Source organism: Sphaerisporangium sp. NPDC088356, assembly GCF_040685555.1.
In the GTDB taxonomy this organism is placed as follows: Bacteria; Actinomycetota; Actinomycetes; order Streptosporangiales; family Streptosporangiaceae; genus Sphaerisporangium.
In genome coordinates this window covers 39213-61187 of sequence record NZ_JBFBIK010000012.1, presented here as the reverse complement: position 1 = coordinate 61187, position 21975 = coordinate 39213, and the positions used below count along the sequence as shown (strand labels likewise).

22 protein-coding genes and 1 pseudogene are annotated in these 21975 nt (G+C 68.4%); 7 read left to right on the top strand and 16 right to left on the bottom strand.

The window, feature by feature from the left end; all coding sequences use genetic code 11:
• Window positions 1-130: 130 nt before the first annotated feature.
• Window positions 131-1219 (bottom strand): LacI family DNA-binding transcriptional regulator, encoded by a 1089-nt coding sequence (locus tag AB0O34_RS07470; RefSeq protein WP_363913683.1) that lies wholly within the window; start codon window positions 1217-1219, stop codon window positions 131-133.
• 260 nt (window positions 1220-1479) lie between these two features.
• Between AB0O34_RS07470 and AB0O34_RS07465 the strand changes: the two genes are divergently transcribed.
• Window positions 1480-2073 carry a TetR/AcrR family transcriptional regulator gene (locus tag AB0O34_RS07465; RefSeq protein WP_363913681.1) on the top strand — a complete coding sequence of 198 codons (594 nt, stop codon included), beginning with the start codon at window positions 1480-1482 and terminating at the stop codon, window positions 2071-2073.
• A 320-nt stretch (window positions 2074-2393) separates the two neighbouring features.
• Here the strand turns inward: AB0O34_RS07465 and bldC are convergent, their stop codons facing one another.
• Both bldC and AB0O34_RS07455 read right to left on the bottom strand, forming a co-directional pair.
• Window positions 2394-2597, bottom strand: a complete 204-nt coding sequence (gene bldC / locus AB0O34_RS07460; protein WP_013133571.1) for a developmental transcriptional regulator BldC — start codon at window positions 2595-2597, stop codon at window positions 2394-2396.
• A gap of 320 nt (window positions 2598-2917) precedes the next feature.
• Window positions 2918-3796, bottom strand: a complete 879-nt coding sequence (locus AB0O34_RS07455; protein ID WP_363913679.1) for a hypothetical protein — start codon at window positions 3794-3796, stop codon at window positions 2918-2920.
• A gap of 181 nt (window positions 3797-3977) precedes the next feature.
• Here AB0O34_RS07455 and AB0O34_RS07450 point away from each other — a divergent pair, with 181 nt between their 5' ends.
• Window positions 3978-5081, top strand: a complete 1104-nt coding sequence (locus AB0O34_RS07450; protein ID WP_363913677.1) for a Glu/Leu/Phe/Val dehydrogenase dimerization domain-containing protein — start codon at window positions 3978-3980, stop codon at window positions 5079-5081.
• 150 nt (window positions 5082-5231) lie between these two features.
• On the top strand, window positions 5232-5456 hold the full coding sequence (locus AB0O34_RS07445) for a DUF3073 domain-containing protein (protein ID WP_363913675.1): 225 nt from the start codon (window positions 5232-5234) through the stop codon (window positions 5454-5456).
• Between the two features lie 366 nt (window positions 5457-5822).
• Here the strand turns inward: AB0O34_RS07445 and purM are convergent, their stop codons facing one another.
• Together purM and purF are read right to left on the bottom strand one after the other, a co-directional pair.
• On the bottom strand, window positions 5823-6851 hold the full coding sequence (purM, locus tag AB0O34_RS07440) for a phosphoribosylformylglycinamidine cyclo-ligase (protein WP_363913673.1): 1029 nt from the start codon (window positions 6849-6851) through the stop codon (window positions 5823-5825).
• Between the two features lie 52 nt (window positions 6852-6903).
• On the bottom strand, window positions 6904-8340 hold the full coding sequence (gene purF / locus AB0O34_RS07435; protein WP_363913671.1) for an amidophosphoribosyltransferase: 1437 nt from the start codon (window positions 8338-8340) through the stop codon (window positions 6904-6906).
• 201 nt (window positions 8341-8541) lie between these two features.
• Between purF and AB0O34_RS07430 the strand changes: the two genes are divergently transcribed.
• Window positions 8542-9102: a DUF4190 domain-containing protein gene (locus tag AB0O34_RS07430; RefSeq protein WP_363913669.1), complete on the top strand. Its 561-nt coding sequence runs from the start codon at window positions 8542-8544 to the stop codon at window positions 9100-9102.
• Between the two features lie 5 nt (window positions 9103-9107).
• Here the strand turns inward: AB0O34_RS07430 and AB0O34_RS07425 are convergent, their stop codons facing one another.
• Window positions 9108-9554: a sterol carrier family protein gene (locus AB0O34_RS07425; RefSeq protein ID WP_363913667.1), complete on the bottom strand. Its 447-nt coding sequence runs from the start codon at window positions 9552-9554 to the stop codon at window positions 9108-9110.
• Window positions 9555-9710: 156 nt separating this feature from the next.
• Between AB0O34_RS07425 and AB0O34_RS07420 the strand changes: the two are divergent.
• Window positions 9711-10274: pseudogene (locus AB0O34_RS07420) on the top strand (alkaline phosphatase PhoX); the annotation flags it as partial.
• A gap of 188 nt (window positions 10275-10462) precedes the next feature.
• Here the strand turns inward: AB0O34_RS07420 and AB0O34_RS07415 are convergent.
• Window positions 10463-10663, bottom strand: a complete 201-nt coding sequence (locus AB0O34_RS07415) for a DUF397 domain-containing protein (protein ID WP_363913665.1) — start codon at window positions 10661-10663, stop codon at window positions 10463-10465.
• Between the two features lie 13 nt (window positions 10664-10676).
• Window positions 10677-11516: a helix-turn-helix transcriptional regulator gene (locus AB0O34_RS07410; protein WP_363913664.1), complete on the bottom strand. Its 840-nt coding sequence runs from the start codon at window positions 11514-11516 to the stop codon at window positions 10677-10679.
• A gap of 160 nt (window positions 11517-11676) precedes the next feature.
• Here AB0O34_RS07410 and AB0O34_RS07405 point away from each other — a divergent pair, with 160 nt between their 5' ends.
• Both AB0O34_RS07405 and AB0O34_RS07400 read left to right on the top strand, forming a co-directional pair.
• Entirely contained in the window at window positions 11677-12117 is a 441-nt protein-coding gene (locus AB0O34_RS07405) for an ATP-binding protein (RefSeq protein ID WP_363913662.1), read from the top strand.
• 64 nt (window positions 12118-12181) lie between these two features.
• A complete protein-coding gene (locus AB0O34_RS07400) occupies window positions 12182-12535 on the top strand; it encodes a VOC family protein (protein WP_363913660.1) in 354 nt (117 codons plus the stop codon).
• A 126-nt stretch (window positions 12536-12661) separates the two neighbouring features.
• On the opposite strand, the gene AB0O34_RS07395 is transcribed toward AB0O34_RS07400, so the two are convergent.
• The 8 genes from AB0O34_RS07395 to purS all read right to left on the bottom strand — a co-directional run bounded on the left by AB0O34_RS07395 (window position 12662) and on the right by purS (window position 21714).
• Complete coding sequence (locus AB0O34_RS07395; RefSeq protein WP_363913658.1) at window positions 12662-13513, bottom strand: DUF433 domain-containing protein; 852 nt, start codon at window positions 13511-13513, stop codon at window positions 12662-12664.
• Between the two features lie 146 nt (window positions 13514-13659).
• Entirely contained in the window at window positions 13660-14715 is a 1056-nt protein-coding gene (locus AB0O34_RS07390) for an Ig-like domain-containing protein (protein WP_363913656.1), read from the bottom strand.
• A gap of 142 nt (window positions 14716-14857) precedes the next feature.
• Entirely contained in the window at window positions 14858-15703 is an 846-nt protein-coding gene (locus tag AB0O34_RS07385) for an MFS transporter (RefSeq protein WP_363913654.1), read from the bottom strand.
• Window positions 15704-15797: 94 nt separating this feature from the next.
• Window positions 15798-17282 carry an MFS transporter gene (locus AB0O34_RS07380; RefSeq protein WP_363913652.1) on the bottom strand — a complete coding sequence of 495 codons (1485 nt, stop codon included), beginning with the start codon at window positions 17280-17282 and terminating at the stop codon, window positions 15798-15800.
• 392 nt (window positions 17283-17674) lie between these two features.
• Window positions 17675-19930: a phosphoribosylformylglycinamidine synthase subunit PurL gene (purL, locus tag AB0O34_RS07375; RefSeq protein ID WP_363913650.1), complete on the bottom strand. Its 2256-nt coding sequence runs from the start codon at window positions 19928-19930 to the stop codon at window positions 17675-17677.
• Between the two features lie 32 nt (window positions 19931-19962).
• Complete coding sequence (purQ, locus tag AB0O34_RS07370; protein ID WP_363913648.1) at window positions 19963-20646, bottom strand: phosphoribosylformylglycinamidine synthase subunit PurQ; 684 nt, start codon at window positions 20644-20646, stop codon at window positions 19963-19965.
• A 207-nt stretch (window positions 20647-20853) separates the two neighbouring features.
• Entirely contained in the window at window positions 20854-21294 is a 441-nt protein-coding gene (locus tag AB0O34_RS07365; protein WP_363913646.1) for an ATP-binding protein, read from the bottom strand.
• Between the two features lie 171 nt (window positions 21295-21465).
• Entirely contained in the window at window positions 21466-21714 is a 249-nt protein-coding gene (gene purS, locus AB0O34_RS07360) for a phosphoribosylformylglycinamidine synthase subunit PurS (protein ID WP_363913644.1), read from the bottom strand.
• Window positions 21715-21975: the final 261 nt, after the last annotated feature.

Sequence of the window (21975 nt, the reverse complement as noted above, 5' to 3'; positions counted from 1 at the left end):
ACTGCCTGCCCACCCGCTGCCCCCACGACAAGCGAGCGTTCCAGCCCTTTTCGGACCGGTCCGGCACGCCGGGGGGCCGGCGCCTGTTCTGAGTCAACACGGGGAGGGCGCCGATCCCGTGGATGTTGACCTACCCTTGGGGATCACTTGGAGCCGGGCCGGTGCTGTGCCGTACCACCAGGCGCGGCGTGACCTGGCGCAGCCTCGCCGACTTGCCCGGGTCGGTGATCCGGTCGCTCAGCAGGGCGGCGGCCGACCTGCCCATCGCCCGTCGCGGCTGGTCCAGGGTGGTCAGCGAGATGTGGTGCACCGCGGCCAGGTGGGTGTTGTCGTACCCCACGACCGAGAGGTCCTCCGGGACGCGCAGCCCGAGCTCGCTCGCCGCGACCAGCACGCCGAGGGCGACGACGTCGTTGGCGGCGAAGATCGCGGTGGGGCGCGGGTCGCGCTCCAGCAGCGCCCGGGCCGCCCGACGGCCGCCCTCCTCGGTGAAGTCGCCGTGCTCGACCATGATGTGCGGGGCCAGCGCGTGCCTGCGCATCGCGACGAGGTACCCCTCGCAGCGGAAGCGCGCCGACGACGACGGCGTGCCCTCGATGTGCGCGATGCGCCGGTGGCCGAGCTCCACCAGGTGGTCGACCGCGAGGCGGGCGCCGAGCTGGTCGTCGTCCACGACGATGTCCACGCTGTCGAGCTCGACGTCGCGCTCGCCCACGACGACCGTGGGCGTGTACGCCGCCGCCTCGGCCAGGGTCTCGCTGGACGGGGCCACCCCGAGCAGCACCAGGCCGTCCACCCGGAGCTCCAGGAAGGCCTCGACGGCCTCCTCCTCGAAGGCGGGGTCCCAGCGGCCGCTTCCGATCAGCAGCCGGAGGCCGTCACCGTGGAGGCTCTCCTGCAACCCGTCGAGGAATTCGGCGTAGAACGGGTTGTGCAGGTCGGCGACGAGGGCGCCGACCAGGTGGGTGCGCCCTTCGACGAGGCTGCGGGCGACCGCGTTCGGCCGGTAGCCGAGCTCTCTGGCCGCCTGTAACACCGCCTCACGCCGGTGTTCGCTGACGTGCGGGGACCCCCTCAGCACCAGGGAGACCAGCGACTTGGAGACGCCCGCCCGTTCTGCAACGTTCCGGATCGTCGGGCGGGGGCGCGGCCCGTGGGCGTCGCCGAGCCCGGCCTCGGTCGCGCCGAGATCGGAAGGGTACCGAGCGGTCGTCTGCATGGACGGTCCTGACATGGTTCTCCCCACGCTGAGTGGATGTGCACCTGTCAGACCAAACGATCGAGTCGCGTTGAGGGTACGGGTGTCTTGTGCGCCTCGGCAGATGGTCATCGGGGCTGCGCTTATTGGGCACCGCCTCCGATAGTGTGCGCATTGTGGGTGCGACATCAAGGGCCCCAGGTGAGCGGGAGAGCTCTGACACCGGGGACGTGCGTCCGGTACGAAGAAGGCTGAGCGTTGACCGCCGCCGAGAAGAGCTGATGGCGGCGGCACTGGAGCTTTTCAGCAAGCACGATGCCGAAGATGTGTCCATAGACGATGTGGCTACGGCGGCGGGGGCCTCAAGGGCGCTGGTCTATCACTATTTCGGGGGAAAGCAGGAGCTCTACGTCGCCGCGTTGCGTAGCGCGGCGGAGGAGTTGCAAGACAGGCTCCGCCCCGTGAACGGCGGCACCGCGATCGAGGGACTGGCCGCGGGGCTCACGCGCTACTTCGACTTCGTGGAGGACCACGCGGCGGGATTCGCGGCGCTGCTCCGTGGAGGTCCCGCGAACCGCGCGGGCGAGGTGGGCGAGATCGTCGAGGGCGTGCGGCGGCGTCTCTTCAAGATGATCATGAATCAGATGCAGGTGAGCGAGCCGACCCCGGTGTTGCGCACGACGCTCAGGTCCTGGATCGCCTCGGTGGAGACGGCGGGCCTCGACTGGCTGGAGAGCCGCGACATAGAACGTCCGACTCTCGAACGCCTGCTCGTCGACCAGATGGTGGCCCTCCTGGGGGTCGCCTCCCGGCACGACGGTCTGGCCGGCGGGTCGCTCCCGGAGCTCGGACGCGGGCCAGGGGAGCTGGGTTAAGGCCTTCTTACTGCTGGGTCACCGTGGTCTAGCCCTGTCGGCGAGGAAACGGTGGATAGGGCTTCCGTGCGGCGGAGGCCCTAGATCCGTTACCCACCGGGACGCACCCGCACGGGCCTGGTGAGGTGGCGCCGGGCGGGCGGCGCCTCCCACACCCGGCCCATGGCCTCGGTCACGGTCGCTCGGGCGCGCAGTAGGGGCTGTATGGCCCCCGGTGGCCCGGGTCCGCCTCACGTGGTCATGGGTGTGTGGTTGGACGCGCTCACATACGTGACGCGAGCGCGCCGGTTCTCCCCCCTAGGTCCGTGATGGTCCCCGCCTCACTCCGACCGCTGCTGCGGGATACCCGCGAGCAGCGCACGGACCTCGGTCTCCCGGTAACGCCGGTGACCGCCAAGGGTGCGGATGGACGTCAACTTGCCCGCCTTCGCCCACCGAGTAACGGTCTTGGGGTCGACGCGGAACATGGTGGCGACCTCCGCCGGGGTGAGCAGTGGCTCGGCCTCGGGTGTACGAGCTGACATTTGTGCGGCCTCTCCTCCGTGGACCGGCGACAGCGATCCTGCGACTTGTGTTGGCGCTTGTCACGGATGTCCCACAATGATCCATTCATACGGATTTTTCTGGACCATATGCGGTATCACCCGATGTGACCATACAGCCACGTAGAGCGATTGGCGAGCCCTCTAAGTACAACGCCTTGTCCACGGGTTGATGTCACGCTCGGTGATTCTAGCGACACGTTTCGTGGTATCGCAGTGAAAACGGCAAACTACTCAGTTCGCAGAAGCGAGCTGGTGACTCCCGTTACCTACTTTTGCAGGTCACGTCGAGGATTTGCGGTTCAGTTCGCCGATTCGAGGGCTTGTATTGACTTCCAGCGCACGATCACTCGCTGATACATGGCGAAGGCCAGTTCTTCTTGACCCGTGTCCAACCCTGTGAGGGCGGCGGCGAGCTCCGCGGCGGACTGGTCGGCCTGGAGTGTCGCGTCGTCCATCAGGTGGACGAGACCGCCGTAGTCGAGCTCGACAAGGGAGTGCGGATGGAACTCCTCCAGCCAGCGCCCCACCTCCTCGACCTCGGCCAGGGTGCCCACATCGCCGACGTGACGGCGGATGACCACCAGGGCGCGCGCGACCCTGCGCCTGGCCTGTGCCATCGAGGTCACGTACAGCAGATTCCTCGCCGGGGCCGTGGTGGTCGGGGCCGTGGGCTCGGTGGTGGACTCCTCCGTGCGGCCTAGGACGAGCCAGCGCTCCGCGGAGTCGAAGGGCACGAACCACGGAGTCGGGATGTGCCAGGTGCTGGTGCGGATGTGCGTGCGCAGGGCCGATGAGCTGCCCTTCTGCTTGAACCGGTCGAAGTCGTCGGCCGTCTGCTCGGCGATGGCCCGGGGAACGAACCGGTCGGCCAGCTTTATGGGCGTGGCGCCGCGGAATCGGGCGAAGGCCAGCCACGATCGGAGCCTGCTCTGCCAGGGGCAGACATACAGGGTGTCCTCGATACGCCGCAGGTAGGCGTTGGCGCTCTCGCCGCCGGGAGCCGGCATGGCCGACACGCCCAGGAGCCGGCGTACGGCCTCGGCGTGCTCGGCATCCAGGGCGAACGCACGGCGTGGCCGGTCCTTGGAGTCGGCGTACGTCGCCCAGAAGGCACGCTCGCGCTCGGTGAACGCGGACAACGGCTCGTAGACACGGAGATAGGCGGCGTAGGGCAGCACATCTCGAATGGTGCCACGGAGCGGCGAGCCGACGCGAGCGAGCGGGCCGGTGGCGCGACCCGCGGCACGCCCGGTGTGTCGCGATCTGGACGATCATGGTTAGGCGTGGGGCGGCTAGATAGGGTGGTTCCGGGATCCGTCGCGACGAGGCGGCGGACGAGATTGACCGGGAGTCACCATCGTGACCGACGTCTTCGGGCTGTCCCACAAGGACGTGAGCCCATCGATCGGACAGGCAAGACACGAGCAGGTCGTCTTCTGCTCGGACGACCGCAGTGGCCTCCACGCGATCATCGCGATCTACAACACCGCCCTCGGCCCCGGGCTCGGCGGCACGCGGTTCTACCCGTACGAGAGCGAGCAGGCCGCGCTGGAGGACGTTCTCAACCTCTCGCGCGCCATGGCGTACAAGAACGCGCTGGCGGGGCTCGACCTCGGCGGAGGCAAGGCCGTGATCATCGGCGATCCGGCCAAGGACAAGAGCGAGGCGCTGCTGCGCGCCTACGGCCGTTTCATCCAGTCGCTCGGCGGGCGCTACTTCACCGCGTGTGATGTGGGCACCTACAGCGAGGACATGGACATCGTCGCGAGGGAGTCGCAGTTCGTCACCGGGCGCACGGTGCCCAACGGCGGCGCGGGCGACTCCTCGATCCTCACGGCCTACGGCGTGTTCCAGGGGATGCGGGCCGTCGGCGCGTACACCTACGGCGCCTCGACCCTGCGCGGCAGGCGTGTCGGCGTCGAGGGCGTCGGCAAGGTCGGCCACCGGCTGGTGGAGCATCTGCTGGAGGACGGCGCCGAGGTCGTCGTCTGCGACGTGAGCGAGCAGGCGGTCGAGCGGGTCAGGCGGGCCCACCCCGAGGTCGAGGTCGTGGCGGACGCCGCGGCGATGAAGGCCGCGGACATCGATGTCTACTCTCCGTGTGCGCTGGGCGGTGCGCTCGACGACGACACGGTCGCGGGACTCCGGGCGAAAATCGTGTGCGGAGGGGCCAACAACCAACTGGCCCATCCCGGCGTGGAGAAGCAGCTCGCGGAGCGAGGAATCCTTTACGCTCCGGACTACGTCGTGAACTCCGGGGGCGTCATCCAGGTCGCGGACGAGATCCAGGGCTTCAACATGGAGCGCGCCAGGGTAAAGGCGACGCAGATCTTCGACACGACGTTGAAGATCTTTTCGATCGCTGACGAGGAAGGGGTCCCGCCGGCTGCGGCGGCCGATAGGCTGGCGGAGCGCAGAATGTCGGAAGTCGGACGGCTTAGGGGTATTTGGCTGGGCCGCTGACCGCGGACGCCCATACGGCGTACCGAGCGGCGCGCAAAACAGGTACGGTTGTAGTCGAACGAGAGCTGACGCCGGAAGTCAGGCGGCGTCAGCGCGTGGTGCGTTAGCGACGAGGGGTCGGGCACGACCCCGCATGAGGGGGTCGAGCCGATGGGGCGCGGCCGAGCCAAGGCCAAGCAGGTGAAGGTTGCACGCCAGCTCAAGTACAACAGCGGCGGCACCGATCTTGACCGTCTTCGCGAGGAGCTCGGAGTCAATCACGACTCCAACCAAAACGATGATGACGTTGTCGACGATGAGCTGGCCGATCGGTACGCCGATTACGCCGGGGATGTCGACGACGACGACGAGGACGACGGGTCCCGTCGCCGGTAGGCGATTTTCGGGTTGACGCAGGTAGGGCACCCGGTGAGCAAAGGCTCGCCGAGTGCCTCCTTCGCGCGCTCGAAGGCTCCTTGCCATGCTGCATGGCGGGGAGCCTTTCGTCGTGTTCTTGGAGCTCTTCGCCGCTGTCAGCGCCGCCACTGCTGCCGACAGCCGCTTTCCGCATGTTGTGGCCACCGGGGTTCCACGGCCTGTCTTCCGAGGCCGTACGAGGCACTGTGGCCGTCTCCGGCCCGCCCGATCATGTCCCCGGCCCGGGTCCGTGGAGGTCGCGGTCCCGGGTTGATCTCGTGGCTGTTTCGCGGTGCGTTCTGGCCCATCATGGCGGGGTCGAGTACCCGTCTTGATCCGGTGCGGTCAGGCCCGGAAGCGGGCCTCGCCCGTGCCCGGGATGATCTCACCGAGAACCCACGCGTGCTGGTCGTGCTCCCGCAGAGTGTTCAAAGCGGACTCGACGGCCTCCTCCGGCACGATCGCGCACATGCCGACGCCGAGGTTGAACGTGCGGTCCATCTCCTCCTGCGCCACCCCGCCGTGCCCGGCGATGACCTCGAAGATCGGCTGCGGCGTCCACGACGAGCGGTCGAGGACCGCGTCCACGGAGCCGGGCAGCGACCGGGCGAGGTTGGCCGCGAGCCCGCCGCCCGTGATGTGCGCGAAGGCGTGGATCTCAACGGCCCTGGTGAGGCCGAGGCAGGCGAGGGAGTAGATGCGCGTCGGCTCCAGCAGTTCCTCGCCCAGGGTGCGGCCCAGCTCCGGAAGCGAAGCCTCCAGCGAGAGGCCGGCCGTGCGAAGGACGTGCCGTACCAGGGAGTAGCCGTTGGAATGGACGCCGGACGAGGCGAGCCCGAGGACGACGTCACCCGGGCGCACCCGCTCGGGCCCGAGCAGCTTGGAGGCCTCGACCACCCCGGTGCCCGCGCCGGCGAGGTCGTACTCGTCCGGCCCCATGGCTCCTGGGTGCTCGGCGGTCTCGCCGCCGACGAGGGCGCATCCGGCCAGGCGGCATCCCTCGGCGACCCCGCCCACGATGTCGGCGATGCGCTCGGGGACCACCTTGCCGCAGGCGATGTAGTCGGTCATGAACAGCGGCTCGGCCCCGCATACCACCAGGTCGTCGACGACCATGCCGACCAGGTCGATGCCGATCGTGTCGTGCTTGCCCAGCGCCTGGGCCAGCATGACCTTGGTGCCCACGCCGTCGGTCGAGGTGGCCAGCAGGGGCCGCTTGAAGCGCAGCAGCGCCGAGACGTCGAAGAGCCCGGCGAAGCCGCTGGCGTCGTCGACCACCTCGGGACGCCGCGACCGCGCCACCCGCGACTTCATCAGCTCGACCGCCCGGTCGCCGGCCTCGATGTCGACGCCGGCCGCGGCGTAGCTGGTCATGAAGCCTCCTTCGTCGGCCCCTGTGCCAGGGCGCCGACCTCGCTGCGACCGGTCACGCCTTGGCCTCCAGGACGAACTTGCCGACGTTGTCGCTGTCGATCGGGATCGGGTAGCTGCCGTCGAAGCAGGCCCGGCAGAGCCGCTCGGCGGGGATCGTGGTCGACTCGGTCAGGCCCTCCAGGGAGATGTATCCCAGGGAGTCGGCGCCGATGGAGTCGCAGATCTCGTCCACGGTGCGGTGCCCGGCGATCAGCTCGGCCTTGGTGGCGAAGTCGATGCCGTAGAAGCACGGCCAGGACACCGGCGGCGAGGAGATGCGCACGTGGACCTCGACGGCGCCGGCCTCGCGGAGCATCTTGACGATCGCCCGCTGCGTGTTGCCCCGCACGATCGAGTCGTCCACCACCACCAGGCGCTTGCCCGCGATGACCTCCCGCAGGGGGTTCAGCTTGAGCCGGATGCCGAGCTGGCGGATCGTCTGCGACGGCTGGATGAAGGTGCGGCCGACGTAGGAGTTCTTGACCAGGCCCTGGCCGTAGGGGATGCCGCTCTCCTCGGCGTACCCGATGGCCGCGGGCGTGCCGGACTCAGGAGTCGGGATCACCAGGTCGGCCTCGACCGGGTGCTCGCGGGCCAGCCTGCGGCCCACCTCGACCCGCGTGGCCTGGACGCCGCGTCCCGCGATGGTGGTGTCGGGACGGGCGAGGTAGACGTACTCGAACAGGCAGCCCTTGGGCTCGGCCAGGGCGAAACGCCGCGAGCGCACGCCGCGCTCGTCGATCGTGAGCAGCTCGCCCGGCTCGATCTCGCGGACGAACGCGGCACCGACGATGTCGAGCGCGGCCGTCTCCGAGGCCACCACCCAGCCGCGCTCCAGGCGGCCGAGGACCATCGGGCGGATGCCCTGCGGGTCACGGGCGGCGTACAGAGTCTTCTCGTCCATGAAGACCAGGGAGTAGGCGCCCTTGACCTGCGGGAGCAGGTCGGCGGCGGCGTCCTCGATGGACTTGCTGCGATCCTGCGCGAGCAGGGAGGTCAGCACCTCGGTGTCGGTCGTCGCCCTGATCGAGCCGGCCGGAAGCCGCTCGGCGAGCTCGGGAGTGTTGATCAGATTGCCGTTGTGGGCGAGAGCGAGGCCGCCCCCGTCGGTGGAGCTGAGGGTCGGCTGGGCGTTCTCCCAGACGCTGGAGCCCGTCGTGGAGTACCGGCAGTGCCCGATGGCCAGGTGGCCACGGAGCGTGCCCAGAACCGATTCGTCGAAGACCTGGGCCACCAGGCCCATGTCCTTGTAGACGAGGATTCTGCTGCCTTCGCTCACCGCGATGCCCGCGGACTCCTGCCCGCGATGCTGCAGCGCGTACAACCCGTAGTAGGTGAGTTTGGAGACGTCCTCCCCTGGTGCCCAAACGCCGAAGACGCCACAGGCGTCCTGCGGCGCTCGGTCACGGGGGTCAAGGTCATGGCCTAGCCTGCCGTCGCCCTTTAGCACGTGCTTCAGTCTAAGTTGGGCGTCTCGCTGCCTGGTAATCCGGGTCCGATCGGGTAAGAGGTGTCGTCTCCGGCCGATGCCGTCCCCGACGGTCATGGGGCAAAAGATCCCCAGATTTTTGCCGTGTCGGCTCGGTTTCCCCGGGGGGTCCGGGGGAGAGTGGGGCATCAGGCATGCCCATACAGGTCGAAAGAGCGGACCGTGACGACACCTGGCGATCCGAACAACCCTCACCAGTGGGGTGACGACCCGCGCGGCCGTCACGCGTCCAGCCAGCCTCCGTACGGTGAGCCTCCGGGCGGATATCCGCCGGGCGGGCAGCCCCCATACGGGCAGCCCCCGTACGGGGAGCCACCGGGCGGGCAGCCTCCGTACGGGACGCCGCCCTACGGCGGTCCGCCTCCGTACGGGCAGCCACCGCCGGGCGGGTGGCCCGCAGGAGGGCACCGGGGGGGCGGGCTCGGCACGGCGGCCCTGGTTCTCGGCATCGTCAGCCTGTTCCTGCTGCTCATCTGCGGCATCGGTGTGCTCACCGCGATCGCCGGCCTGATCGTCGGCATCATCGCCGTGGTCAAGAACTCCAACAAGGGCCGCGCGATCGCCGGCATCGTGCTCAGCGTGCTCACGCTGCTCCTGGCGATCATCGGTTTCGTGTGGTTCGTGAACAACTTCCAGGAGTGCTTCAGCCTGCCCACGCAGGGTGAGGCGCAGCAGTGCGTGGAGCGGAAGCTCGGAGTGAACGTCCAGACGCCTTCCCCATGATCTGGTCAGGCGGTGCCCAGGGGGAGGTGCTCGGAGAGGTCCGCGCGGGCGCCGCTGGCGCTGATCTTCCCGGCCTCCATCGCGTCTTCCCAGGTGACACGGCCGGTGGCAAGCTCCAGCCAGGTGCGCGGATCGGTCTCGACGACGTTGGGCGGGGTGCCGCGGGTGTGCCGGGGACCCGCCACGCACTGCACCGCGGCGTACGGCGGCACGCGCACCTCGACCGTACGGCCGGGAGCGCTCGTGGCCAGCCGGTCGAGCAGATAGCGGACGGCGAAGCGCGCGAGGTCACGCTCGGGGCGGATTCCTCCCTCGTAGAGGCGCAGCACCACCTGGACGGCGGCGTCGGGAGCCTGCGGCGCCGGGCCGTCGTAGGGATGCTCGCCCAACTCCGCGAGCTGGGAATCCAGTGCGGCACGTACCTTTTCGACATCAAGCTTGCGAGTGGACACATGTCCATCCTGCCCGCTGCCCCTCGGTGGCACCGTTCATCTGCCCGGCAGCCGTGGTTCACCTGGTGTTGTCATCGCGCCCATACGGTCCCGGCTACGGCACTTCTCGCACCACCTTGGAGGACCTGTGGCGAACCGGTCGCCCCGCAGGACACTCACCAGACGGCGGAGGCGCAGGCCAAGCAGTTCGGCTACAACTGCGATTACGTGACCTTCTTCCCGCTGGGGTCCGACCGCGGGCTGCTGTGGGTGAACCACGAGTACACCGACGAGAACCTCATGTTCCGCGGCTGGACCAGCGGTGACAGCGCCCCGCTGGAGCAGATCAAGATCGGCCTTGCGGCGCACGGAGGCTCCGTCGTCGAGATCGAGCGTGCCGGGCGTACCGGGCAGTGGAAGCTCGTGACGCGCGGGCGCCGCCGGTACAACCGCCGGATCACCTTCGACGCCGAGGGCAACCTGTGGATCGCCACGGACGGGAACGCGCTGGGCAAGAACGACGGCCTGTTCGCGATGCCGCTGGCAGGGCCCGAGCGCGGCCACGTGCGGCAGTTCCTGACAGTGCCCTACGGCGCGGAGACCTGCGGGCCCCTCGTCAGCGAGGACCAGCTCAGCGTCTTCGTCGCCGTCCAGCCCCCGGCGAGATCACCGGCGCCACGCCGGACAACCCGTCAAGCCACTGGCCCGACGGCGGCACCAGCCAGCCCCGCCCCTCCGTAGCCGTCGCCTGGCACAACCAAGGCAAGAAAATCGGCTCCTGACCCGAACGCCTCCCAACCGGATCCACGGCCTCCCAGGGCCGTGGATTCTGGCCGGCTCTGGGCATGGGCCTCGCCTCCGCGCGCTGGGCGCGCTCCGGCTCGGGCACTATTTCCCGGGGGGCTTCGCCCCGGCGCCCTCCAACCTGCCTACAGGTCGAGGTCGCATCCTTTGACGCCGGCGATGAAGGCGTGCCACTCCGGTTGTGTGAAAATCAGCTTCGGCCCGTCAGGATTCTTGGAGTCCCGGACAGCGATGACGTTGGACAGGCTGGTCGCGACCTCGACGCAGTCGTTGCCATCGCCGCTACTGTGCGTGCTCTTGCGCCATTCGGCACGGGACAGGTCCATTGTCGCCTCACAGCTAGTCGAGCAGGGTGGACAGGTACGCGAGCGACGCGTCGATGCTGAGCGCGGATGCGCATAGGTGTTGAAAAACGAGCGTATAGCGGTTGAGTTGCTGCGTCTCCTCCAAATAGAGGCCGTCGGTCGCCGTCTCCAGATACACCATGCTCCGATCGGTGGGATCGGGGAAATCCAGGATCACGAAGTGCCCTTTCAAGCCCGCATGCGGCCCCGCCGACATCGGCAGTACTTGGAGCTTGACATGTTCCAAGGGGCTGGTGTCGATCAATTTGCGGAGCTGCCCCTCTCGCACTCCGGGGGTGAGACGAAGGAGCGCCGCTTCGTCGATGATCGCCCAAAGCTGAGGTGGATCGCTGCGGACGAGAATCTGCTGACGTTCCAAGCGGGCTTCCACGCGCCTCTCGATCTCCCGAGGGTCTCTGATCATGGCCGCTCGAGTGATCTCCGCCGTGTACTCGGCCGTTTGGAGCAAGCCGGGGATGAGGCCGAGCTGGAAGGTGCGGATTGAGGTGGCTTCGGCTTCGAGTCCTACGTAGGAGCCGGTCAGAACATCTTTGTACGCGCTCCACCAGCCCCGTTTACGCGCGTCGCGGGCCAGCGTCACCATGGCTTCGACCAATGCCGCATCTGTGACGCCGTACAGCGCGCACAACGCTCGGACATGGTGAACATCAGGGCGCTTCGTGAGGCCGTTCTCGAGCCGGGAGATCTTGGCGCTCGACCATTCGAGCTCCGCGGCGGCCTCGTAGATGGTCTTGCCGGTAGCTTCACGCAGTTTGCGTAGCTCATGACCCAAACGGCGCAGCCTCACGGTCGGGCTGTGGTGACTGTCAGCCATGGTCTGATCCCCTTCCGTGCATGCGTTGCCGATCGTAGACCCGCTAGCCCAAGTCTGGACAAGTAGTGCACGTTTCGATGTGTACGTTGCACGTTCTTGGCTGCGCAGTGCATGATACCGAATGTATCGGTTCACTCACCCTCTGTTAGCGGAGTCCCCCATGACCATCCGCACCACCGAGTTCTTCGATCAGCCACGTGAAGGCTGCTGGGACCTGCCCGGAGGCCCAGAGAGCATCGGCAAAGCCCGCCGAGTCGTCCAGGAAGCCCTAATCCAGTGGGGTGCGTACGATCTCGTCGACGACGTGACGCTGGTCGTCACCGAACTTCTCACCAACGCCGTCCTGCACGCACGGCCACCGATCACCCTGACACTTCGCCTCAACGGGAACGTCCTCACCGGCGCGGTCACCGACCATGGCGATATCTGGCCGAATGGCGATGGGCCAGGATGCCCCGAAGACGACGAGCACGGCCGGGGTCTCCAGATCGTCGCGGCTCTCACCGATCGTTGGGGTGTCGATCCCGGACCAGGGTCAGGCAAGACGGTGTGGTTCGGCCGCCTTATACAGACGCCGAGCACACCCATTCCGAACTCTTAACGAGTTCCCCCGCGATTGAGACGGGGTGTGAAGCGGGCGATTGCGGTCCTGGCAAGATAGCGACATGGAACGTGTGCTTGGAATTGGTGGATATTTCATGCGGGCCGCCGACCCTGTGGCCCTGGGTGCGTGGTATCGCGATTGCCTGGGCCTGGACGCCGATGAGAACGGCCTGTGGCGTCAGGAAGCCGGGGTGACAGTGTTCGCGACTTTCGAGTCCGAGACCGAGTACTTCGGCTCCCGCGCCCAGCAGACGATGCTCAACTTCCGAGTTCGCGACCTGGATGCGATGCTCGCGCAATTGCGCGCCAAGGGAGCGGACGTGGCCAAGGAGACTCAGGACATGGAGGGTGTCGGTCGGTTCGGCTGGGTCACCGATCCTGAGGGCAATCGGGTCGAGCTGTGGCAGCCCAGCTGACAGTGTCTTCACGCAGGCGGTGACGTGCTGGTGGCCGACTGGGTTGGTGAGGTGTGAACCTGGGTCAGGCCCGCGCGGCCATGTCCCATTTCGCCTTCTGTGGCTGTCACGGGGGTATGCGGCCGGTCATTCCGTCGGTGACGCGGTACTGCAAGTGAGATCGCAGAAATGTACAAGTGGGGACCAGTAGCTTCTCGGCATGAAAAAACGATTCTCTGTCCTTGCCGTGCTGGCTTTCGCCGCCGTACTCGCCGCTCCCGATGCGGCCTCGGCCGTATCGGGGCTTCCGGTGGCGGGGGTTTCCTCTGGCTCGTCGGCCTCGGGGACCAAGACCTTAGCTTCACGCGGCTCCCTGGACGGCTCGTAACTGTTGACGTAGGCAGCGAAGTCGGCGGCGTCGCGTGCGGCGGGCGCTGAGACGCTCGGGTAGTAGTCCGAGATCCGCTCGGCGGGGACGCCGTCGCGCAGCAATGCGGCGACCTCGTCATAGGGAATCCGCGTGCCCTCGATCACCGGCACTCCACCCCGGACCGCCGGATCGACCGTCACATGCTCACGGGGTCGCAGTAGATCAGGTATGTGCCTGCCATCGCGGTAGAAAGGCCGGAGTACGTCGACCATCTCGTGGATGACGAGGTTCGCCTTGCTCCGCACGAGATCGACCGCCTGGTCGGGCGCCATCAGGTAGATAGTGCCGCCGTCGGTGACCAGCCTGTACGCGGACAGGTGATCGCGTTCCTGTAGGTCGTCGCGCAACGTGTCCAGTGCACGCCTGATCTTCTGCAAGGAGGTGTCGTTGCGCAACTTGACACAGGTCCGCAGTGCCACCACATCTCGAAACGAGTACAGGACGGGACGCACATCGGAGATCTCCGGTACCAGTACGGCTCCGCGCCGCGAACTCGCCAGGCGCCAGTGGGCGAGTTGGCGAAGCGTGGCACCTGACAGCGCCGCGGCAAGCTTCGGACCGTAAGACACTTGGCCGCACCTCCCCCGACGCCTACGGGCGGATCCATTACCAAGCCATCATCGCAAAGATCTGCCGCTACATTCGGTCTTTGCGCAGCTCTACTGGCTCTGGCCTGCCACCCGTATGGAGGGCCAGCGCGGTGACATCCCGTGGGTCAGTCCTGGGTGGGAGGTGTGGTGGGGAGGGCGCTGCCCTGCTTCCACTGGGTCCAGTTGAGCTGCCAGAAGCTCCAGCCGTTGCGCCAGTCGAGCTTTCGTTTGGTGCCGGTGACCTGGACGACGTCGCCGCGCTGGGCGATGCCGTAGAACCACTTGGCGCCGGCGGGGGTGGCCCGCACGCAGCCGTGGCTCTGGTTGGACTTGCCGAGGAACTGGTAGTCGCCCGCGCTCTGGTGGACGTACTCGCCGCTGTCGGAGATGCGCACCGCCCAGGGGATCTCCAGCTTGTAGTACAGCGGGTCCTTGGGGTCGGTGATCCCCAGCCACCCCGAGGTCATGGTCTCCACCGGCTTCTTGCCCATGGCGAGATGGACGCCGCTGGTGGTGAGGTAGACGTCCACGCCGTTCCTGACCATGCCGCCGCGGCCCGCGCTGATCGGGATCGACTTGACGAGCCTGCCGTCGCGGCGGACCTTCATCACGTGCTTCCTGGTGTCGACCAGGGCGATGTTGGACGCGCCGATCGCGAAGCGGCGGCTGAGGTTCTTGGCCCCCTCGTTGCCGGGGATGTCGCCGAGCCGCGCGGTGAAGGTGACCTTCTGGTGCGGTTGCCAGTAGGTCTTGGTGCGATAGACGACCTTCCGCTCGGAGACCCAGCGCCAGGCGCCGTCGACGGGCTTCTCGGCCTGGACCTGGAGCACGGCCTCGGCCGCCGCCCGGCTGGGAACCGCCCTGTCGAAGGTGACGATGATCGGCGAGCCGACGCCGATCGTCTCGCTCTTCTCGCCCATCGGGGTGATGTCGACGATGCGGAGCGGTGCCTTCGCCTTGGCGCGGACGACCGTCTCGCCCGCGCCGGCGGCCCTGGCCTGCGAGGAGGAGGCATTCACCGTGCTCCCGGCCGGCGGGGAGGCCTCCGCCGTGCCGCGCGCCTGGGGCGAGGCCGGCGGTAAGGCGTCCGTCGCCCGGCCGGGGCTGGACGAGCAGGCGGTCATGGCGGCGAGGGCGAGGAAGGCCAGGGAAATGCCGGCCGTCCGCTTGAGGGGGTCCACGGTCTACTCCTGATATACGCGCTTCGCGCCGGGTTTTGCCCCGGCGCGTTCCATATGTGAGACAGCTGAACAGCGCGATAAGTGCAGACTCATCCCATAACGATGCAATAACGACGTTCGTTACGACTGTTTCAGAAGGGATTTATGCGACGGGCTCGGGGACTCTGGGGGTCTCCATGGGGGCGGGCGCTGCCGCGCGGAGGGTGCGGAGCGAGACGAGGCTGACGGGGATGCCGATGGCCACGATGACGCCCGCGACGATCAGGGCGAGCTGGTAGCCGTCCAGGAACGCCGTGAGCGGGCCCGCGCCGGACTCCATGGCGGCGCTCTGACGGGCGCTCAGGATGGCGCCCAGCACCGTGACGCCGAGCAGGCCGAACACCTCGCGGAAGACGTTGAGCACTCCCGACGCGACGCCCCCGCGGCCCGCCGGAAGTGCTCCGAGGATGGCGTTGGTGAGCGGGACCAGCAGTCCCGCCCCGAAGCCGTACAGCATCAGCCAGGGGAAGAGCTGGGCGTAGGTGCCGTGCTCGCCGATGAAGGAGATGCCGACGACAGCCACCGCCATCAGCCCGAGACCCACGGCGACGGTCGCCGCGGTGCCGAAGCGGCTCGCGATCCTCGGGGCGACGGTGGCGAGCCCGGCCATCAGCAGGGCCATGGGGACGAACGCCGCCCCCGCCTGCGTGGGGGTGAAGCCGAGGACGTTCTGCAGCCACAGCGCGGTGAAGAAGTAGATGCCGAAGATCCCGAACGCCCACAGGCCCATGGAGACCATGCCGCCGCTGAAGACCCGCTCGCGGAACAGCGACAGGTCGATCATCGGCTCCTTGGCGCGTGTCTCGACCACCACGAACAGCGCGCCCGCCGCCGCGGCCACGGCGAAGGAACCGAGAATGATCCCGGAGGTCCAGCCGCGCTCGTCTCCCTCGATGAGCGCGTACGTCAGGGCGAAGAGCGCGAGCGACGAGGCCAGCAGGCCGGGCACGTCGAGCCGTCGACGGACCGGGGTTCCCGACCTGCCGATAGCCCACGCTGGCCGGCGTCGAAGCCCTGGCGCGCAAGAACACGCCTGCGCGAAGCTAGCGAAGCTCGCGCGTACGGCGGGGGCGGGCGCAGGCCGCGGTGACGACACCCGCGAGCGCGACCGTCGCGAGCACGAGGTACGTCCGCTGGAAGCCCGACATGAGGTGCTCGACGGCCACGGGCGAGAGCCGCGAGAGCGTTCCCGCGTAGACGAGGTCGCGTAGTGCGGGCGAGAGCGCGCTGGTCAGGACGCTGAGGGTCGTCGCGACGCTCAGCACGATGCCGACATTCATGATCATCAGCCGGAAGCCGTTCACCACGCCCAGGCTCCCCGGCGGGAGCGCGCTCATGACCTGTGTCGTGTTGCCCGTGAGGAACGCGCCGTTGCCGCACCCCGCGAGGAACAGGCCCACCCCGATGACCCAGTACGGCGTGGTCGTGCCGATAGACAGCAACAGGCACAGCAGGCCGCTGAAGTTGAGCAGGCAGCCGCCGACGGAGAGCGCGTACGGGGAGACCCGGCGGCCGAGGGCGCCCGCGACCGGTGAGGCGAGCGCCATGCCGATGGGGACGGGCAGCACGCCGAGCGCCGCAGTGAAGGCGTCGATGCCGCGCGCGGCCTGGAAGTACAGCGCGACCAGCAGGACCAGCGCCGACCTCGACAGGGCGGTGCAGAAGGACGCCAGGTTGGCGAACGCCAGCATGCGCTCGCCGAAGAGCCGCAGGTCCAGCACCGGATGGGAGGCCCGCCGCTCGACGACGACGAGCACCGGGACCAGGATCAGGAAGATGAGCCCTCCGGTGACCACGACCGGGCTCGACAGGCCGCGTGACCCCGCCTCCGACAGGGCGATCAGCACGGCTGAGAGCGCGGCGAACACGATGAGGTTGCCCGTAGCGTCGACGGGCGTGCGCGGCCCGGCCGGGACCCTGCGCAGCGTCGCCCACCCCCAGACGAGCCCGGCCACCCCGGCGGGGACGTTCACCCAGAAGACCCACTGCCAGCCCGCGGCCTCGGCGATGAGGCCCCCGAGGGTCGGCCCGGCGAGCTGGGCCACCGACAGCGTGCCGATGTACACGCCCATGCCCTGGCTGAGGCGGTCGGGCGGGAAGGCGTCGGTGATGATGACGGTGCCGTTGGCCAGGATCATCGCCGCGCCCAGCGCCTGGAGCGCCCGCATGGCGATCAGGAAGCCGACTCCGGGGGACATTCCCGCCAGCAGCGAGCACACGGTGAAGATCCCGAACCCGACGAGGTAGACCTCACGCCGCCCCAGCAGATCGGCGACTCGCCCGAAGAACACCAGCGTGGCCGTGTTGATCAGGAGATACGACAGCAGGATCCAGGAGGCGGCGAACGCGTCGGCCTGGAAGTGCCGGACCACCGACGGCAACGCCACGTTCAGCGTGCTCGCGTTGATGCCGATGAGGACGAGACCGAGGCTGGTCACCGAGCAGACGCGCCAGGCGTAGCGGAGCTTCGTGGCGTATTCGGGAGTGCCGGGCACCAGGACGGTGGTCTCGTGGGGGAGGGCGACCATGTCCCCAGTCTGACGTACGGCGTACGTCCGTTTTGATCATTTAAGGCCGATATGGGGTAGCGAGCGCGTTCCTCCACGGGGCCGCGCGCATGAGGTCGCCGCGCGCCGGCACCGCCGCGGCCGCCCGGTCGTTCGACGGCACGGTCGCCTCCGCATCAGCCAGTCGAGCTCCCCCGAACGTGCTGATCATCCCGTCCATCCCGGTGACGGGCGAACGGGAGCGAGCACTGCCGGAATATCGAGATGTAACCGAGCCAGCACGAATTAACGGAATGACCGAAATATCCGTTATTTTGTCGATGTCTGGCCCTATAAGCCCTATTACTGGGTGGCCGGTTCAGGCCACAGAGGCGGTGGATCTGTGGGGGGATCCACCGCCTTCTCGGTGCGGGTCAGGAACTGAAGGTAAGGGGCAACGTCGCCTGGTGGGTGGCGCGAAGCTCGTCCACCGGGATCTCCAGAACGCCCTCGACCCGCAGCGCCGGGCCACCGGTCGTGCCGAGGCCGTAGCAGGGCACTTCGTGCCGCGCGCACAGCTCGGCGAAGGCGCCGAAGGACTCCGGCCGTACGGTGACCAGGGCCCGGGCCGCCGACTCGCTGAACAGGCCGACGAACGGGTCCACCCCGGGCAGTTGCACCGTGGCGCCCACGCTCTGGGCCAGGGTGGCCTCGGCGAGGGCGATGGCGAGACCGCCGTCGGACACGTCGTGGGAGCCCTCGATCAGGCCGCGCTCGGCCGCCTCCACCAGGACGGTCGCCAGCGAGCGCTCCGCCTCCAGGTCGGCGTGCGGGGGCAGGCCCCCGAGGTGGCCGTGGAGGACGTGCGCCCACTCGGAGCCGCCGAACTCCTCGCCGGTGTCGCCGAGCAGGATGACCTTGAGGTCGGGCGCCGTGAAGCCGTGCCGCACGCGCTTGTGCACGTCGTCCAGGACGCCGAGCACGCCCACGACCGGGGTCGGGTGGATCGGCGTGGACCCCGTCTGGTTGTAGAACGACACGTTGCCGCCGGTGACCGGCACGCCGAGGGTCTTGCAGGCGTCCGCGAGGCCGCGCACGGCCTCGGAGAACTGCCACATGACCTCAGGGTCCTCCGGGGAGCCGAAGTTGAGGCAGTTCGTCACGGCCAGCGGGCGAGCCCCGGTGACGGCCACGTTGCGGTAGGCCTCCGCCAGGGCGAGCTGCGCCCCCGCGTAGGGGTCGAGCTTGGCGTAGCGGCCGTTGCCGTCGGTGGCCAGGGCGATGCCCCGGTCGGTCTCCTCGGCCCCGGGCATCACCTCGCCGATGCGCAGCACCCCCGCGTCGGCCGGCATCGCGAGCACGGTGTTACCACGGACGTAACGGTCGTACTGGGAGGTGACCCACTCCTTGGAGGCGAGGTTCGACGAGGCGAGCAGCTCCAGCAGGGTCGCGCGCAGGTCGGCGGGGCGCGGGAGCCGTACGGGATCGTCGGCGTTCAGCGCGGCCTGGCTCGCGGGCTCGTGGAGGGGACGCTCGTAGACCGGGCCGTCGTCGGCCGCGGTGCCCGGAGGGATGTCGACGATGACCTCGTCGTGCCAGGTCATCACCAGCCGTCCGGTGTCGGTGACCTCACCGATCACCGTCGCCGGGACGTCCCACCGGGAGCAGATCGCCATGAAGGCGTCGATGTCCTCGGGGGTGACGACGGCCATCATGCGCTCCTGCGACTCGCTCATGAGGATCTCCTCGGGGAGGAGCGAGGGGTCGCGGAGCGGGACGAGGCCGAGGTCGACGCGCATGCCGCCCGTGCCCTTGGCCGCGAGCTCGGTCGTCGCGCAGGACACCCCGGCCGCGCCGAGGTCCTGGATGCCGACGACCACGTCGGCCTCGAAGAGCTCCAGGCAGCACTCGATGAGGAGCTTCTCCATGAACGGGTCGCCCACCTGCACGGCGGGACGCTTGGCGTGCGACTCGTCCTCGAACGTCGCGGAGGCGAGCACGGAGGCGCCGCCGATGCCGTCGGGGCCGGTGCGCGCGCCGAACAGCACGACCTTGTTCCCTGGGCCGGGCGCGGTGGCGAGCTTGATCTGGTCCTTGCGCAGGAGCCCGACGCACAGCGCGTTGACCAGCGGGTTGCCGATGTAACAGGGGTCGAAGACCAGCTCGCCGCCGATGTTGGGCAGGCCCAGGCAGTTGCCGTAGAAGCTGATGCCCTCGACGACGCCGGGGAGCACCCGGCGTGTGTCGGGAGCGTCCAGGGCGCCGAACCGCAGGGCGTCCATGACCGCGACCGGGCGGGCCCCCATCGACATGATGTCGCGGACGATGCCGCCGACGCCGGTGGCCGCGCCCTGGTGGGGCTCGACGTACGACGGGTGGTTGTGCGACTCGATCTTGAAGGTGGCCGCCCAGCCGTCGCCGATGTCGACGACGCCGGCGTTCTCCCCCATGCCGACCAGCAGGGCGTCGGACTTGGGGGCCTTCGTACCGAACTGGCGCAGATGCACCTTGGAGGACTTGTACGAGCAGTGCTCGCTCCACATGACCGAGTAGATGGCCAGCTCGGAGGACGTGGGGCGGCGGCCGAGGATCGAGCGCACCCGCTCGTACTCCTCGGCCTTCATGCCCAGCTCGACGTAGGGCTGGGGCTCGTCCGGCGTCTCGGCGGCCCGCTTGACTGAGTCGGTCATCTGCTCTCCTCGCACCCTGCCCACTGCTTCTGTCACAGGTTCACGAACCTCTTCAGGATCGAGGTGAAGAATCCCCGGCCGTCCACGCTGGGGGCACCGGTGAGGTCCTCGACGGCGTGCTCGGGATGGGGCATGAGGCCGACGACGTTGCCGGCCTCGTTGCTGATGCCCGCGATGTCGTTGATCGAGCCGTTCGGGTTGCCGCCGACGTAGCGGAAGACGATCTGGCCGCCGCTCTCGAGCGCGTCGATCGTCGCGGGGTCGGCCACGTAACGGCCCTCGCCATGCTTCACCGGCAGGAGGATCTCCTGGCCGGAGGTGTAGTCACCCGTCCAGGCCGTGGTGGCGCTCTCGACGAGGATGCGCTGGTCACGGCAGACGTAGTGAAGACCCTCGTTGCGGGTCAGCGCGCCCGGCAGCAGGTGCGCCTCGCAGAGGATCTGGAAGCCGTTGCAGGTGCCGAGCACGGGAAGCCCGGCACGCGCCGCCGGGATCAGCTCCTCCATCAGCGGCGCGAAGCGAGAGATCGCCCCGCACCGGAGGTAGTCGCCGTAGGAGAACCCGCCGGGCAGGAAGACCGCGTCGACCGCCTTCAGGTCGCGGTCGGCGTGCCAGAGTGGAACCGCTTCTCCACCCGCGTGCCTGACGGCCCTGGCAGCGTCCTGATCGTCAAGAGTTCCGGGAAAAGTGACCACGCCCACACGGGCAGCACCCATGGCTCTCGTACCCCTCCACACGCGAGAGCCGCGCCGACGTCTCACTCATCGGACGGCGGTCTGCGGCGGTACACCCCAGGCTACCTGCTGGCCGGGCGCGGCCGGGCCGATGGGTCTCACGTCGGGCGCGGGGGTTGCGGACCGTCAGGAGGGGTGATTTCGGTCCGTGGTGCAGGGGTGGCCCGCGTCGAGCGAAGCCGCAGCAGGTCAGACCGCGGCGAGCACGCGGTCGTGGTGGGCGAGGAACTCCTCGTCCCAGTCGAGCTCCTTGCGGAGGAACACCGTGGTGCCGCTGCCTGGGGTGATGTCGAAGGAGATCTCGTCGACGACCGACTGCATGATCAGAATTCCCCGGCCGTGCTCGGCGTCGCCCGTAGGGTACTGCTTGGGGATCGCCCCGAGGCCGAGGCCGTTGTCGACGACCCGCAACTCGCAGCGGCCCTCGCCGATGGCCGCCGTCACCTCGTAACGCTTGGCGGGGCCGCCGTGCCGCACGGCGTTGGCGCAGGCTTCCGAGGTGGCGAGGAGCATGTCGGATACGCAGTCCTCGGTGACACCGATGCAGCGCAGGGTGTCCCCCAGCACTCGGCGCACCATCGGGATGCCCAGGGCATCCCGTGGCAAGGCCAACGAGAACTCAATATCCACCGGACCCCTCCGTGGCGCCGAAAGTCACGTTGGGGAGGTTTCCCCGAAGAATCAGGGCTAACCGCAAAATCACGCTGTTGTTATTTAGTGTTGGTCAGACGCTTGCTTTCTGGTCCGTCCCAAGATCCCTTTGCGGTGATTTGCGAAGTCTTGGTCGCGCCGGTACGCGCCCTACGATCCCTCGACGCGGACAGAGTAATCCTCGATAACCGTGTTGGCCAGAAGGGTTTCGGCCATCTTACGGACGTCCGAAAGGGCGGCATCGTCGGCAGGGCCGTCGATCTCGACCTCGAACCTCTTGCCCTGCCGCACCTCGGTGACGCCCGAGAAGCCGAGCCGGGGGAGCGCCCGGGCGATCGCCTGCCCCTGAGGATCAAGGATCTCCGGCTTGAGCATGACGTCGACGATGACGCGTGCCACGTGTTCCTCCACTGTTCGTGCCACCGGTCTCGCGACCGGCCTGGTCCGGCGGGGACCAGCCTAACGGTGGCGCCCGGGCGCGCCGTCCCCGGGCCGTCCGGCGGACCTGGACTTCCCGCGGGGTGTGCGGTCAGGCGCATCGGGAACGGGAGAAGTGTGGATAAGAGGGTGTTCGGCCTTGCGCACTGGCCTGTGACTTCTGCCACGATGTCCCCAAACGCGGACGTACCCCACCACCAGGTACTAATGCGTGTAACCGGC

Bases quoted from the DNA above. Each gene is read 5' to 3' on its own strand.
- AB0O34_RS07380 (WP_363913652.1), bottom strand. From the start codon at position 17,282: ATGGTCGCCCTCCCCCACGAGACCACCGTCCTGGTGCCCGGCACTCCC.
- AB0O34_RS07470 (WP_363913683.1), bottom strand. From the start codon at position 1,219: ATGCAGACGACCGCTCGGTACCCTTCCGATCTCGGCGCGACCGAGGCC.
- purL (WP_363913650.1), bottom strand. From the start codon at position 19,930: ATGACCGACTCAGTCAAGCGGGCCGCCGAGACGCCGGACGAGCCCCAG.
- purM (WP_363913673.1), bottom strand. From the start codon at position 6,851: ATGACCAGCTACGCCGCGGCCGGCGTCGACATCGAGGCCGGCGACCGG.
- purQ (WP_363913648.1), bottom strand. From the start codon at position 20,646: ATGGGTGCTGCCCGTGTGGGCGTGGTCACTTTTCCCGGAACTCTTGAC.
- AB0O34_RS07400 (WP_363913660.1), top strand. From the start codon at position 12,182: ATGGAACGTGTGCTTGGAATTGGTGGATATTTCATGCGGGCCGCCGAC.
- AB0O34_RS07410 (WP_363913664.1), bottom strand. From the start codon at position 11,516: ATGGCTGACAGTCACCACAGCCCGACCGTGAGGCTGCGCCGTTTGGGT.
- bldC (WP_013133571.1), bottom strand. From the start codon at position 2,597: ATGTCAGCTCGTACACCCGAGGCCGAGCCACTGCTCACCCCGGCGGAG.
- AB0O34_RS07415 (WP_363913665.1), bottom strand. From the start codon at position 10,663: ATGGACCTGTCCCGTGCCGAATGGCGCAAGAGCACGCACAGTAGCGGC.
- AB0O34_RS07405 (WP_363913662.1), top strand. From the start codon at position 11,677: ATGACCATCCGCACCACCGAGTTCTTCGATCAGCCACGTGAAGGCTGC.
- AB0O34_RS07465 (WP_363913681.1), top strand. From the start codon at position 1,480: ATGGCGGCGGCACTGGAGCTTTTCAGCAAGCACGATGCCGAAGATGTG.
- AB0O34_RS07445 (WP_363913675.1), top strand. From the start codon at position 5,232: ATGGGGCGCGGCCGAGCCAAGGCCAAGCAGGTGAAGGTTGCACGCCAG.